Source organism: Falsiroseomonas sp. E2-1-a20, from assembly GCF_051433195.1.
In the GTDB taxonomy this organism is placed as follows: Bacteria; Pseudomonadota; Alphaproteobacteria; order Acetobacterales; family Acetobacteraceae; genus Falsiroseomonas.
The window spans coordinates 182,227-196,226 of sequence record NZ_JBHMFT010000005.1; the positions used below are offsets into that span (position 1 = coordinate 182,227).

A 14,000-nucleotide genomic window follows, 5' to 3' on the forward strand; every position below is an offset into this window, starting at 1 on the left:
GCCTGACCCGGGATTGATCTAGGAAAGCGCCATGCGCCCCAACCGTCCTGCCCTGTTGCTGTTCTCCGCCCTTTCGGCGCTGGCCCTGCCGGGGGTGGCCCAGGCCCAAGCTCAGACCCAGCGCGCGCCGCTGGCGGCGGAAAGCGGCCAGGTCAACAGCATCGTCGCCGTCATCAACGGGGACATCGTGACCCGGGCCGATGTCGATGGCCGGCGCCGGCTGTTCGCGTTGAATGCCGGGCTGAACGTGACGCCGGAGGTGCTGCAACGGCTGACGCCACAGGTCACCCGCCTGCTGGTCGATGAACGCCTGCGGGTGCAGGAGGTGCAGCGCCGGCGCATCCCGGTGACGGATGCCGACATCGCCCAGGCGGTGCAGGAACTGGAACGCCGCAACGGCCTGCCGGCCGGTGCCCTGGTGGCGCAGCTGCGCCGCGCCGGGGTGGAGCCGCGGGTGCTGTACGACCAGCTGCGCGTGCAGATCGGCTGGGCGCGGCTGATCCGCCAGCTGCTCGGCCCGCAGGCGGAGCCGACCGAGGCGGCGGTGGCGGAGGTGATCGCCGGCCAGCGCGCCCGCACCGGGCAGCCGGAATTCCTGGTCAGCGAGATCTTCATCCCGGTGGACGACCCCTCGGAAGAACCCGAAGTGCGCGGCTTCGTCGACGAGGTGGTGGCCCAGCTGCGCCGCGGCGTGCCCTTCCCGGTGGCGGCGACGCAGTTCAGCCAGGCGCAGACCGCCTTGCAGGGCGGTGACCTCGGCTGGGTGGGGTCGGAGGCGCTGGACCCTGAAGTGGCGCAGATCGTGACGCAGATGCCGCCCGGCGCGGTGTCCAACGCCATCCGCGTGCCCGGCGGCTTCCAGATCGTGGCGCTGCGGCAGCGGCGGGAGGTGGGGCGCGACATGGCGACGGTGCTGTCGCTGCGCCAGGCGTTCTTCCCCTTTTCCGGCACGCTCGACCCCAACAACCCGACGCAGCAGCAGATCCAGACGGTGGAGCGCGCCCGCGCCCTGGCCAATTCGGCGCGCAGCTGCGAGGCGGTGGAAGCCGCGGCGCGGGCCGGCGGCAGTGGCCGCGATCCGGACCCGGGCGAGGTGCGGCTGGAATCCGTCCAGCCGCCGCCGCTGCGCCAGCTGATTGCAGGGCTGCAGCCGGGCCGCGCCAGCCAGCCGGTGATCGCCCCCGATGGCGTCGCCGTCATCATGGTGTGCTCGCGGGAGACGCGGAACCAGGCGGAGCTGACGCCGGATGCGGCGCGCCAGCAGCTGGTGCGCGACCGCGCCGAACTGCTGTCCCGCCAGTTGCAGCGCGAGCTGCGGCGGCGGGCGCAGATCGAGATGCGAAGCTGAGGGCGTGAGCGCCACGGAAGCTGAGGGCGCGGTCGCCGCGAAAGCTGAGGGCGCGGTCGCCGCGACGGACGCCGCCCCTCCGCCCCTGCTGTCGCTGCGCGACACCGTCGCGCGCTTCGGGCTGGATGCGCGGAAGTCGCTCGGACAGCATTTCCTGCTCGACCCCGCCATCTGCGCGCGGATCGCGGCGCTGGCCGGTGACCTGACCGGGCGGCATGTGCTGGAGGTGGGCTCCGGCCCTGGCGGGCTGACGCGGGCGCTGCTGGCGACGCCGGCGGCCTCGGTGCTGGCGGTGGAGCTCGACCGGCGGGCAATCGCCGTGCTGGCGGAGCTGGCGCAGCACTTCCCCGGACGCCTTGCGGCGCGGGAGGCGGATGCGATGGATTTCGATCCGCTGGAGGAGATGCCGGCGCCGCGGCGCATCATCGCCAACCTGCCCTACAACGTGGCGACGCCGCTGCTGGTGGGCTGGCTGCGCCAGGCCGCACGCATCGAGGGCATGACCCTGATGTTCCAGCAGGAAGTCGCCGAGCGCATCTGCGCCGCGCCGGGCAGCGACGCCTATGGCCGGCTCGGCGTGCTGGCGCAGTGGCGCTGCCGCGCCGACCTGCTGCTGAGCCTGCCGCCGGGCGCCTTCACGCCGCCGCCCAAGGTGTATTCGGCGGTGGTCGGGCTGGTGCCGCATGCGGTGGATCCGGGGCCGGAGCTGTTCGCGGCGATGGAGCGCACCACCGCCGCCGCCTTCGGGCAGCGCCGAAAGATGCTGCGCGGTGCGCTGAAGCAACTGGGCAACGCGGAAGCGCTGCTGGACGCGGCCGGCATCGCCGGTGACCGGCGGGCGGAGACGCTGAGCATCGCGGAGTTCGACCTTCTGGCGCGGGCAGTCGCTGCGCGCGGGTAGGTGGCGGGGTTGCGCGGCGGGCGCGGCGGGGGTTTTGTCGCGGCCTTCGCAGGAGAACACCGATGCTGCCGCCGGATGACAAGCTGACCCTCTGCTTCGCCCATGTCGCCTACCGCTTCGCCGAGCGCTACACGCAGCGCGGTGGCAGGCTGGCGCATTTCGAGGTGCGGAGCCTCGATGAGCTGGAAGCCCGGATCGGGGAGGCGGATGTGCTGCTGGTCTCCGGCATGTGGCGCAACCACCTGGCGGCGAAGGCACCACGGCTGAAGTTCATCCAGTCCATCAGCGCCGGCGTCGACCAGTACGACAGGGACGTGCTGCGCGGCGCGGGCATCCGGCTCGCCTCGGCGCAGGGCGCCAATGCGAATGCGGTGTCGGAACATGCGATGTCGCTGATCCTGGCGGTGACGCGGCGGTTGGCGGAGGCGCGCGACAACCAGCAGAAGCGGCACTGGCGCGGCATGATCGGCGACCTGACGCAGCGCGAGGATGAATTGGGCGGCAAGACGCTGCTGGTGGTCGGCATCGGGCGGATCGGCGGGCGGCTGGCGCGGCTGGCGAAGGCCTTCGACATGAAGGTGGTGGGGCTGCGGCAGGACCCGTCCAAGGGCAGCGAGGGCGCCGACGAGGTCCATGGCATGGGCGAATTGCACGCGCAGTTGCCGCGGGCCGACATCGTCGCGCTGTGCTGCGCGCTGACGCCGGAGACGCGCGGGCTGATGGGCTCGACGGAGTTCGCCGCGATGAAGCCGGGGGCGACGCTGGTGAACGTGGCGCGCGGCGCGGTGTGCGACGAGGCGGCGTTGGTCTCGGCACTCGCCAGCGGCCAGGTCGGCCAGGCGGCGCTGGACGTGACGGCGGAGGAGCCGCTGGCCGGTGCCAGCCCGCTCTGGGCGATGCCGAACGTGTTCATCACGCCGCATACCGGCGGCGAGACGCGGGCCTATGAGGGCAATGTGCTGGACCTGCTGGAGGCGAATTTGCCGCGGCTGCGGGCGGGCGAGGCACTGGTCAACCAGGTGGTGTGAGGGCGGGAAAGACGCCCTCACCCAACCCTCTCCCCCCACGGGGGGAGAGGGCTTTTCAATCGAGATTGGTGGAGGTGCGGGGGCGGGCGCTGGCGTTCCAGGCGGTTCGGATCGCCTCGCTGACCGCGACCGGGTCGGGCACGCCGCGCAGCACGTGCTGCTCGTCGGTGCGGCCCTCGGTCGCCTTGATGATGATGTCGCCGATGCCGAGCAGTCGGTGCCAGAAGGCCTGCTTCGAGACGACGTCGCGGATGCGGAAGACCTCCACGTCGTCGCGGGTCTTGGTCCAGAAGCCTTCCTCGACGATCACGCGCTCCGTCGTCACGCGGATGCGCTGGCGGCCGAGGAAGGGCAGGCCGAGCATCAGGATGGCCATGGTGCCGCGCGCGAGGCCGAAGGAGCGCTTGGTCTCGCGCGTCACCAGGATGTCGGTCTCGGCCATCGTTCCAGATCCTCAGATGGCGGCAGGTTGCGGCGGCGTGGCGCCGTCCGCAAGCCAGGCCTGGAGCAGGCGCAGCACGGCCTCCGGCGTCTCCATCGGCGGCAGGTGGGCGGCACCGGGGATGCGGGCGAGCCTGGCGCCGGGGATCAGCGCCGCCATTTCCTCGGCGAGGTCCGGCGGGGTCAGGATGTCGTGCTCGCCGACCCCGACCAGGGTCGGGACGCGGATGGCGGGCAGATGCGGGCGGCTGTCGGGGCGGGCGAGGATCGCGCGCTGCTGGCGCTGGAAGGCGTCGCGGCCGACGCGGTCCGCCATGGCGCGGACCTCATCGCCGAGCGGGCCGTCAATGCGGGAAGGGTGCAGCAGTTGCGGCAGCAGGCGCGGGGTCACGCCGCGGAACTGGCCGGAGTTGGACAGCGACAGAAGGCCGCGGCGGCGGCGCGACTGTTCCGGCGTATCGGCGCGGGCGGAGGTGTCCATCAGCGCCAGGCGGGCGATGCGGGCGGGGGCCCGGCGCAGGATCTCCAGCGCGACATAGCCGCCCATGGACAGGCCGATCAGCGAGATGGGGGCCGCGGCCGGCACCGCATCCAGGGCGCGCGCGGCCATCGACGCGAGAGTGTCATCCTGCGTCAGGTCCGCGACGATGCAGCGCGTGGTGGCGCCCAGCGCCTGCGTCTGGTCGCGCCAGAGGCGGGCATCGCAGAGCAGGCCGGGCAGCAGGAGCAGGACGGGCGGGGCTGGCATGCGGTGGTCCTATGGCCCGATCCGCGCGGCGTCCAGCGTCTTGCCTTGATTTCCGGGCCATTGCGGCGCATATGCGCTGCATCCCGCCCGGTTCCGCCAGGCGCCTTTCGTTGCGCCAGTGGGGCGCCCCGCCGAGTACGTGTCCTGGCCCTGCCCGGATCCGCCCAGGTGGCGGGCAGGTCCGATCCAGCAGAGAACCATACACGTTGAGCGATCATAGCGACGCGACCGCCCCGCGCGCGGCCGAGACAGACGAGACCAACGCCGCACGGGCCGAGGGTCCTGGCCAGGTGCCGGAGACGAAGACGGAGGCTGCCGCCGAGGCGGCGCCCGTCCGCAAGAAGCGCGCGCCCAGCGCGAAGACCCTCGCCGCGCGTGCGGCGAAGGCGGCCGCCGCCGCGGCCGTGGCCGAAGGCGCGCCGGTGACCGAGGCGGTCGCGGCAGCACAGGCGGAAATTCCGGCGGCCGAGGAGCCTGCGGTCGCAGCCGAGGCGGTTGTCGCGGCAGAGCCGGTCGCCGAGCCGGCGCCCGTCGCTGAGTCCGTCGGCGAGGCCGAACCGGCTGTCGCGCCGGCCCAAGCTGCGGCGGAAGCCGCGGAGGCGCCGGCCGAGCAGACGGAAGCGGAGGCCGATGCCGAGGCCGACGCGCAGGAGGAAGCCGAAAGCTGGGCCGCGGAGGAACCGCCGCGCACCACCTTCGCCGATCTCGGCCTGTCCGAGCCGATCCTGCAGGCGGTGACCGAATCCGGCTACCTGTACCCGACGCCGATCCAGGAACAGGCGATTCCGATCGTCCTGATGGGCCGGGACGTGCTGGGCTGCGCGCAGACCGGCACCGGCAAGACCGCCGGCTTCACCCTGCCGATGCTGGACATCCTGGCGGGGTCCCGGGCCAAGGCGCGCATGCCGCGATCCTTGATCCTGGAGCCGACGCGGGAACTGGCGTTGCAGGTCGCCGAGAACTTCGTGAAGTACGGCAAGCACCTGAACCTGACGCACGCGCTGCTGATCGGCGGCGAAAGCATGAACGACCAGCGCGACGTGCTCGAGAAGGGTGTCGACGTGCTGATCGCGACGCCGGGCCGGCTGCTCGACCTGTTCGACCGCGGGCGCATCCTGCTGGCCGACTGCAAGGTGCTGGTGATCGACGAGGCGGACCGGATGCTCGACATGGGGTTCATCCCCGATGTGGAGCGCATCGTGTCCATGCTGCCACGGATGCGGCAGACGCTTTTCTTCTCCGCCACCATGGCGCCGGAGATCCGGCGCCTGGCGGATGCCTTCCTGCAGAACCCGCGCGAGATCACGGTCTCGGCCCCCGCGACAGTCGCCAGCACGATCACCACCGGCCTGGTCTGGGTGCGGGACGCCGATAAGCGCGATGCACTTCGAAAACTGTTGAACAAGGAGGATGTGCAGAACGCGCTGATCTTCTGCAACCGCAAGATCGACGTCGACATCCTGTACAAGTCGCTGAAGCGGCATGGTTTCTCGGTCGGCGCGCTGCATGGCGACCTGGAGCAGTCGATGCGTTTCGCGACGCTGAACCGCTTCAAGGCGAATGAGATCCAGTTGCTGGTGTGCAGCGACGTGGCGGCGCGCGGCCTCGACATCGGCGGGTTGAGCCATGTGTTCAATTTCGACGTGCCGTTCCATGCGGAGGACTATGTCCACCGCATCGGCCGCACCGGCCGCGCCGGGCGCGAAGGCAAGGCGTATTCGCTGGCGGCGCCGGAGGATGCGAAATCCGTGGCCGCGATCGAACGCCTGACCGGCAAGCCGATCCCGCGCATGGAGATCGAGGGGCTGGAGCCGGTGACGGCGGCCGAAATCGAGGAAGGCGCCAAGGCCAAGCGCGGACGCGGCGGCCGGCCGGCCCCGGGCGGTGCACGCGAATCGGGCCGTGACGCCGGCCGTGGCCGTGGCGGACGGGACGAGCGGCCGCGCCGTGGCGCGGGCGACGGGCCGCGCCGGGACCGGCCGGAGCCGCGCCCCGAGGCACGGGCCGAAGCACGTCCGGCCGAGGAGGCGCCGCGGCCGGAGCGGGTGCGGGAGGATCGGCCGAGGCGCGATGCCCGTCCGCCACGCGACGACGTGCGCCCGCCGCGTGACGAGGCTCGGCCGCCGCGGGAAGATGCGCGTCCGCCGCGTGATGCCGCACCGCGTCGCGATGCGCGGCCGGAGCGTGAGGCACCGCAATCCTTCGAGGCGCGGCGGGAGGAGTTCCGGCGCGAGAAGCGGGAGGACCGCGAGGCCGGGCCCTCGCCGCGCGGCTTCGGCGACACGGTGCCCGCCTTCATGCTGCTGAGCGTGCCGAAGCCCCGGCGCGATCCGGGCTCGGACGCCGAGGCCGCCTGATCCAATTGGCTTGATTTGGTTGGCTTGATTTGACGGTGGCGCGGTTGCCGGATGGCGGGGGCCGCGCCAGATTGCGGGAACGGGGCCACCAGGCCCCGCGCTGTCGCGTTGATGTATTTCGGGCCCTTACCCTGGCTTTGCCGGATGCGAGGCTGCCCGCCAGGAGGAAGTCATGAACGTCGTCACCCCGGTGCCTGCCAGCGCGGGCGCCCCCATCGAGGCCCAGGGGACTGCTCCCGGCACGGTCCGCAAGTCCAGCCAGTCCAGCTTCACCTGGGACGATCCGCTGCTGCTGGACCAGGTGCTGACGGAAGACGAGCGCATGATCCGCGATGCGGCGCGCGACTTCTGCCAGGAAAAGCTGATGCCACGCGTGCTCATGGCCAACCGGAACGAAAAGTTCGACCGGGAGATCATGAACGAGTTCGGCGAGATGGGTTTTCTCGGCGCGACGCTCGAGGGCTATGGCTGCGCCGGTGTCTCCTATGTCTCCTACGGGCTGATGTCGCGGGAGGTTGAGCGGGTCGATTCCGGCTACCGCTCGGCTTTCAGCGTCCAGTCCTCCCTGGTGATGTACCCGATCCATGCCTTCGGGTCGGAGGAGCAGAAACAGAAGTTCCTGCCGAAGCTGCGCACCGGCGAATGGGTCGGCTGCTTCGGGCTGACCGAGCCGGATGCGGGCTCCGACCCGTCCTCGATGCGTACGCGCGCCAAGAAGGTGGATGGCGGCTACCTGGTCAACGGCTCCAAGACATGGATCACCAACTCCCCGATCGCCGATGTGGCGGTGGTCTGGGCCAAGGATGACGAGGGCATCCTGCGCGGCTTCCTGCTCGAGCGCGGCATGAAGGGCCTGACCTTCCCGAAGATCGAGGGCAAGTTCTCGCTGCGCGCCAGCGTCACCGGCATGATCATGATGGACGAGGTCTTCGTCCCCGAGGAGAACAGGCTGCCGGGCGTGAAGTCCCTGGCCGGGCCCTTCTCCTGCCTCAACCGGGCCCGCTACGGCATCGCCTGGGGCGCGCTGGGCGCCGCCGAGTTCTGCTGGCATGCCGCCCGCGACTACACGCTGCAGCGCAAGATGTTCGGCAGGCCGCTGGCGCAGACGCAGTTGGTGCAGAAGAAACTGGCCGACATGCAGACCGAGATCACCCTCGGCCTGCACGCCGTGCTGCGCGTCGGGCGGCTGTTCGACGAGCACAAGATGGCGCCGGAGATGATCTCCCTGGTCAAGCGCAACAACTGCGGCAAGGCGCTGGATATCGCGCGCATGTCGCGGGACATGCATGGCGGCAACGGGATCGTCGACGAGTATCACGTGATCCGCCACGTCATGAACCTGGAGACGGTGAACACCTACGAGGGCACGCATGACGTGCATGCGCTGATCCTCGGGCGGGCGCAGACCGGGTTGAACGCCTTCGGGGGGTAAAGCCCCCCTCACCCAACCCTCTCCCCCCACGGGGGGAGAGGGCTTATGGTGGCGGCATCAGGAGAACCATGATGCCGACACGTCGTGCGCTGGGCGCCGCTGCGCTCGCTTCCCTCGCCGCCCCTGCCGTGCACGCCCAGGCGCCCTGGCCCAGCCGGTCGGTGCGGATGCTGGTGGGGTTCGCGCCGGGTGGCTTCACGGACATCGTGGCGCGCGCGGTCGCGGAGCAGTACACCACGCTGCTCGGCCAGAATTTCGTGGTGGAGAACCGCTCCGGCGCGTCCGGTACCATCGCCGCCGATGCGGTGGCGAAGTCGCCGGCGGATGGGTCCGTGCTGCTGCTGGGCCATTCGACGCCGAATGCGGTCTCCGCCGCGCTGTTCAGCAACCTGCCCTTCGACCCGCTGCGCGACCTGACGGCGGTGGCCCAGATCGCGGTACATCCGCACCTGCTGGTGGTGCCGACGGCCTCCCCGCACCGGACCACCGAATCGCTGATCGCGGCGGCGCGGGTGCGGCCGGGAGCGGTGTCCTATTGCTCCGCCGGCATCGGCTCCGTCCACCACACCGCGTGTTCCATGCTGGCGCAGAAGGCGGGGGTGGAGTTCACCCATGTGCCCTATCGCGGCAGCGCGCCCGCCATGGCGGACCTGGTCGCCGGGCGCGTCGACATGACGATCGAGGGCATCAACACGGTCGGGCCGCTGATCGCCGATGGAAGGCTGCGGCCGCTGGCGGCGGGCACGCTGGCGCGGATCGCGGTGCTGCCGGATCTGACGACGCTGCAGGAACAGGGCTATGGCGACATCGACGCGGCCAGCTGGGTCGGCATCTTCGGGCCGGCCGGGCTGCCGGCGGAGATCGTGGCGACGCTCGGCCGGGCCTCCGACCAGGCGATGCTGGCGCCGGCCATGCAGCGCATCCTGACCAGCGGCGGGTCCATCCCGGCCAGCCGGCGCGGCGCCGAGTTCCGCGACTTCCTGGCGCTGGAGATCGAGCGCTACAAGGCGGTGCTGGGGGACGGCAAGGTCGCGCTGTAGGCCTGCCCCATCAGGCCCGGACGGTGATCGCCGTGACGTTGTCCCGGGCGCCGTTGGCCAGGGCGAGGCGCAGAAGGTCCTCCGGCTGCTGTCCGGCTGCCAGCATGGCGGCGATCTCGGCTTCCGGGATCGCCTTGAACAGCCCGTCCGAGCACAGAAGAAACAGGTCGCCGGGGGCGATGCGGGCGGAGACCTTGTCGAGTTCCAGCTCGCCCTCCGCGCCGATGGCGCGGGTGATGATGTTGGCCTGGGGGTGGCCCTCGGCGTCCGCTTCGGCGAGCAGGCCCTGGTCGACCAGGTCCTGCACCAGGCTGTGGTCGCGGGTCAGCCGGGTGAAGGCGCCCTGGCGCAGCAGGTAGATGCGGCTGTCGCCGGCCCAGAGCGCGGCGTAGTGCCCGCCACGCGCCAGCAGCACCACCAGCGTCGTCGCGATGATACGGCCCGGCCCGGCCTCCCGCGCCTGGCGTTGCAGGTCGGCATGCACGGCGGTGATGCGCAGGCGCAGCTGTGCCAGCATCTCGGCGGCGGACAGGCCCGGTGGCAGGTCCTGCAATGCGGCGATGACGGCGGCGGAGGCGACATCGCCGGCGCCATGGCCCCCTGCCCCATCGGCCACCGCCCATAATCCGATGTCGGGGCGGTCGATGAAGGCGTCCTCGTTCCGCGGGCGCACGGTGCCGGGGTGGGTCACGGCGAGGCTGGCCAGCAAGGCGTTCATCCGCCGCCCTCCAGGAAGACACGGAACAGCGCGGGCGGCGGCAACGCGGCCAGCGGCCAGTGATGGTCGGGGGTGGTCCACCAGCCCTCAGGCGTGGCCTTTTCCTCGGCGAGCCAGGGCTCCGGCAGGGCGGCGGCAAGGCTGTCGGCGGTGTGGCCGGGGGTCGCGGCCGCCTCGTGCAGGCCAGCGAACCACGCCTCCGCCGGCGCAGCTGCGGCAGTCGTGGCAAGCGTCAGGGGGAAGCGGCGGCCGACCAGATCCTCGCTGGGCAGCAGCAGGCCGGCGACCGGGTCGGGGCCGCAGGCCAGGGCGGGCAGCCGGAAGCGCCAGGCGGGGGCGCTGGCCCAGGCCTCGGCGAAGCCATCCTCGCCCAGGGTTTCGCGGGCCTCGGCCATGCCGGATTGCAGCCAGGCATCCCAGGGCTGCACGAAGCTGTCCGGCAGCCGGCGGCGCAGGAAGTCGCCCTGCGTCGGCAGCTTGCCGTAGAAGCCGGTCGGCATCTCAAGGGGCCAGAGTCGGGCAGCGGAAATCCTGCAACTCGCGCAGTGCGAAGGGGTGCACGATGGAGGAGGTGCGCAGCTCGAACTCCGCGCTGCGCTCCCCCTGCCGCAGCGTCAGGCGCAGGCGGTCGCTGGTGCGGGTGGCGAGCAGGCGGCCGGCGGCAACCAGGCGCATGGCGGCCCAGGCGCCGTCCGTGCCCAGCGGGCCGGCGGAACTGGGCGGGGTGAAGCTGAGGGTGATGCCGCCGCGCGCCGGCCAGGCCAAGGCGATGGGGCGCGTGGTGGCGCCTTCGCCAGCCAGGATGGTGCGGCTGCCCTCGGCCTCCAGCACCGCGGCGGTGGCGCCGGGATCGACGCCGAGCGGCACCAGTTCGAAACGCAGGCCCATGGCGGCGCCGGCCATGCCGGCGGGCCAGAAGGCGTCGCGGATGGCGGCGGCGCGCTGGAACTGCATCAGATCCGCGGGGCTGATCGGCGGCGTCAGGCCATCGGCAGCGACCAGGCGCCAGGGCCGCTGCGTGGTATCGACGAAGTTGCGCAGGTGCTGGGCGAAGAACTGGTCGAAGGTGCCGCCGGGGCCGAACAGGCGGACGAAATCGTCATAGGGCATGTCCGGCGCGTTGATGCTGCTGCGGAACGGGAAGCGGGTTTCCAGGCCGCGGCAGAACGGGCCGAGCGCGGCGCCACCGGCCGCCGCGATGGCGGCGCGGGCGCCGCCGCTGCGGGCGGTGGCGGTGGACAGCGCCAGGGTCTGCAACCAGCGGGACAGCGGTTCGGGCGCGCGCTGCGCCTCGGCGGCGAGGCGCTGGCCGGGGTCGAGGCCGGGGCTCGGCGGGATGACGGTGCCGGGGGGCGAGGACACCACGCGCGCGACCTGGACATACAGCTCGTTCACGATGGCCAGGATGGCATCGAGCGGCTGGCCCGCGACCTCCCGCAGCGGCTTGAAGCGTTCCTCCACGATGGTGGCGACCGGCGCGGCGGAGGAGGGTTGCAGGGCGGCGCCGACGGCGGCCGCGAGGCGGGAGGGCGCGGCGGCGGCGGCGGCCTGCTGCGCCGCGCCGGCCGCGGCGGCACCGGCGGCCCCGCCCGGGGGCTCCGGCGGCGTGCCGGGGGAAAGCTGGCGGGCGGCGCCGCGCAGCACGTCGCGCATCGGCGAATTCGGCGCGCCGAGCAGGTTCAGCGCCTCCGCCGCCTGCGGCAGGCTGCGGAAGGGCGGCAGGACGAGATCGGTCAGCACGGCCTGCCAGGCGCGGGCGTAATCCTCCGCGTAGAGGCGCAGCACGGCGGCTTCGAGCTGGCGCGGGTCGCCGGCCAGCGCGGTGGCGGCTTCCGGGCCGAGCACCCAGCTTTCCGAGGCGGCCTCGACGATCGCGCGCGGCAGTTGCGGCAGCAGCGCCTTGTGCAGCCCGTCCACGGTGAACAGGCCCGGCACCGCGACTTCCGCCAGGGGGCGGCCGGAGGCGGTGGTGAACCAGCGCTGCCCGGCGACGCCCATCGCCTCGCCCGGCTTCCAGGGCGCGACGTTCTGGGCGGCGGTGCGGAGCCGGGAGTAGATGCGTTCCGCCATCGGCAGGCGGGAGAAGATGCGGCGCGCGCTGTCCACCAGCGCGCCATCCAGCGGGTATTGCCGAAAATCATGTGCGAGCAGGGCTTCCAGGTGGCGGCCCAGCGCCGCGCGGGTCGGGGTGCCGACCGCGCCCGGGAAGGCCTGCTGCCAGTCCAGCCCCATCCATTCGGTCACCAGCGGCCGGTCCAGCGGGCCGGCGCGGCCGAGCATCAGGTAGATGCGGGTCGCCTCGTACAGGTATTCCGGCCGCTGCATCCCGGCGCGGATCTGGTTCTCCAGCCGCGCCAGCAGGCGGGGCAACAGGACGCGGTCCAGCGCGTGCTCGTAGGCGAGGCCACCAGCCTCGACCAGCTTGGCCTCCTGGCTCAGGCCGAGGCCCACGCCATCGGCGCGGGCGGCGGGCGGCAGGCCCGCGACGGCATCGAGGTAGGGGATGACCCGGACGAGTTCGTCCGTGGCGGCGATGCGGTCCAGCGGCAGGCCCTGTGCGGCCTGTTCGGCCTGGGCGAGGGCGGCGGCGAGGCGCTGGGTGCGGGCGTTCTCCGCATTGATGGCGGCGTAGCCCCAGGCGCCGCCGCCGATCAGCAGCAGCAGCGCGGCGGCCCAGGCGCCGGCCTGCACCAGGCGGCCGCGCTGCGCCTGGCCGCGGTCGCGGGCGGCCAGGCGGGCCTCGCCGAACACCACGTCGCGCAGCAGGCGGCCGAGGAAGTAGCTGCGGCCCTTCTGGCCCATGATGGCGGCGGGGCGGCGCGGGTCCAGGCCGAAGGCGCGGGACAGCGCGCCGGTCAGCCGGTCGATCGGCGTGCCTTCCTGGGTGCCGGAGGTGAAGTAGACGCCGCGCAGGAAGGGCGCCGGGTCCAGCTTCGAGCCCCCGAAGGCGGCGTTGGCGAAGGCCACCAGCGGCGCTTCCAGCGAGGCGAACTGCGCCGGGAAGCCACCGATGCGGGCGCGCTGTTCCGGGCCGCGCTCGGCCTGGAGGCGTTCCAGCAGGCGGTCCTGCAGGCGTTGCGTCAATGCGGCGAATTCGGCCGGCAGGCTGGCGGCATGGCCTTCCGGCCCGGCCTGCTCGGGGAAGGTGACACCCCAGACCTGGGCGCGGGCGGTCTTGTCGAGGTCGTCGAAGAATTCGGAGAAGCCGACGATCAGGTCGGCCTTGCTGACCACGAAATAGACCGGCAGGCGCTGGCCGAGCTTCTGCTCCAGCTCCCGGATGCGGCGGCGGACGGCCTGGGCGTGCTCCTCCCGCTGCGCGGCATCCAGGCGGCTGATCATGTCGGCGCCGAAGGCGACGACCACGCCGTTCAACGGCTGCCTGGGGCGCTGGGTCTTCAGCAGGTCGAGAAAGCGTTCCCAGCCGGCGCGGTCCGCCTGGGCATCGGAATCCTGGGTGGTGTAGCGGCCGGCGGTGTCGATCAGGACGGCCTGTTCGGCGATCCACCAGTCGCAGTTGCGGGTGCCGCCGACGCCGGCGACGCGGCCGGCGGACAGGGGGAAATCCAGGCCGGAATTCTGGATGGCGGTGGTCTTGCCGCTGCCGGGCGGGCCGATGATGACGTACCAGGGGCGCTCATACAGGTAGCCGCCCTTGCCGCCGCCGGCGGATTTCAGCGCGCCCAGCGCCTCCGCCAGCCGGGCGGAGACGGCGGTTTCCTCGGCCGATGCGGCTTCGGCGCTGGCTTTTTCCTTGGCGCGGGCCTCGGTGGCGCCGGCCACCAGCGCGGCGTCGCGGCCGCTGCGGCGGCGCACCACCAGCAGCATCACCACCAGCCAGACCAGGACCGGCAGCGCCGCCAGCAGCGCCAGCAGCCACAGCGCCTCGATGCCGAGCAGGGCCGGCGCGAACAGCCAGATCACCGGCACCAGCAGCAGCGCGCCGAACAACCCGCCGAGGGCGGGGATGGTCAGGAAGGCCTTCAT

Annotated in this window: 11 protein-coding genes; 6 read left to right on the top strand and 5 right to left on the bottom strand. The window is 72.4% G+C overall.

What is annotated here, in order from left to right; all coding sequences use genetic code 11:
* Positions 1-31: 31 nt before the first annotated feature.
* The 3 genes from ACFHPP_RS08880 (at position 32) to ACFHPP_RS08890 (ending at position 3,277) form a co-directional block, all read left to right on the top strand.
* Entirely contained in the window at positions 32-1,348 is a 1,317-nt protein-coding gene (locus ACFHPP_RS08880) for a peptidylprolyl isomerase (protein WP_437162903.1), read from the top strand.
* Positions 1,349-1,433: 85 nt separating this feature from the next.
* Positions 1,434-2,249 (top strand): 16S rRNA (adenine(1518)-N(6)/adenine(1519)-N(6))-dimethyltransferase RsmA, encoded by an 816-nt coding sequence (gene rsmA, locus ACFHPP_RS08885; protein WP_437163002.1) that lies wholly within the window; start codon positions 1,434-1,436, stop codon positions 2,247-2,249.
* Positions 2,250-2,311: 62 nt separating this feature from the next.
* Positions 2,312-3,277, top strand: coding sequence for a D-2-hydroxyacid dehydrogenase (locus ACFHPP_RS08890; RefSeq protein ID WP_437162904.1), 966 nt, complete (start codon positions 2,312-2,314; stop codon positions 3,275-3,277).
* A gap of 55 nt (positions 3,278-3,332) precedes the next feature.
* Here ACFHPP_RS08890 and ACFHPP_RS08895 read toward each other — a convergent pair whose 3' ends face one another.
* Positions 3,333-3,719: a PH domain-containing protein gene (locus ACFHPP_RS08895; RefSeq protein WP_437162905.1), complete on the bottom strand. Its 387-nt coding sequence runs from the start codon at positions 3,717-3,719 to the stop codon at positions 3,333-3,335.
* A gap of 12 nt (positions 3,720-3,731) precedes the next feature.
* On the bottom strand, positions 3,732-4,466 hold the full coding sequence (locus tag ACFHPP_RS08900) for an alpha/beta fold hydrolase (RefSeq protein WP_437162906.1): 735 nt from the start codon (positions 4,464-4,466) through the stop codon (positions 3,732-3,734).
* A gap of 206 nt (positions 4,467-4,672) precedes the next feature.
* Here ACFHPP_RS08900 and ACFHPP_RS08905 point away from each other — a divergent pair, with 206 nt between their 5' ends.
* From ACFHPP_RS08905 to ACFHPP_RS08915, 3 genes are all read left to right on the top strand, one after another.
* Positions 4,673-6,823 carry a DEAD/DEAH box helicase gene (locus tag ACFHPP_RS08905; RefSeq protein ID WP_437162907.1) on the top strand — a complete coding sequence of 717 codons (2,151 nt, stop codon included), beginning with the start codon at positions 4,673-4,675 and terminating at the stop codon, positions 6,821-6,823.
* A 172-nt stretch (positions 6,824-6,995) separates the two neighbouring features.
* Positions 6,996-8,255, top strand: coding sequence for an acyl-CoA dehydrogenase (locus ACFHPP_RS08910; protein WP_437162908.1), 1,260 nt, complete (start codon positions 6,996-6,998; stop codon positions 8,253-8,255).
* 68 nt (positions 8,256-8,323) lie between these two features.
* Entirely contained in the window at positions 8,324-9,295 is a 972-nt protein-coding gene (locus ACFHPP_RS08915; protein ID WP_437162909.1) for a Bug family tripartite tricarboxylate transporter substrate binding protein, read from the top strand.
* 10 nt (positions 9,296-9,305) lie between these two features.
* On the opposite strand, the gene ACFHPP_RS08920 is transcribed toward ACFHPP_RS08915, so the two are convergent.
* The 3 genes from ACFHPP_RS08920 to tssM are packed head-to-tail and all read right to left on the bottom strand — an operon-like array spanning position 9,306 to position 14,000.
* Positions 9,306-10,013, bottom strand: coding sequence for a PP2C family protein-serine/threonine phosphatase (locus ACFHPP_RS08920; protein ID WP_437162910.1), 708 nt, complete (start codon positions 10,011-10,013; stop codon positions 9,306-9,308).
* Positions 10,010-10,513 carry a type VI secretion system-associated protein TagF gene (gene tagF / locus ACFHPP_RS08925; protein WP_437162911.1) on the bottom strand — a complete coding sequence of 168 codons (504 nt, stop codon included), beginning with the start codon at positions 10,511-10,513 and terminating at the stop codon, positions 10,010-10,012. Before tagF ends, ACFHPP_RS08920 begins: the two co-directional genes overlap by 4 nt.
* Position 10,514: 1 nt before the next feature.
* Positions 10,515-14,000 (bottom strand): type VI secretion system membrane subunit TssM, encoded by a 3,486-nt coding sequence (gene tssM, locus ACFHPP_RS08930; RefSeq protein ID WP_437162912.1) that lies wholly within the window; start codon positions 13,998-14,000, stop codon positions 10,515-10,517.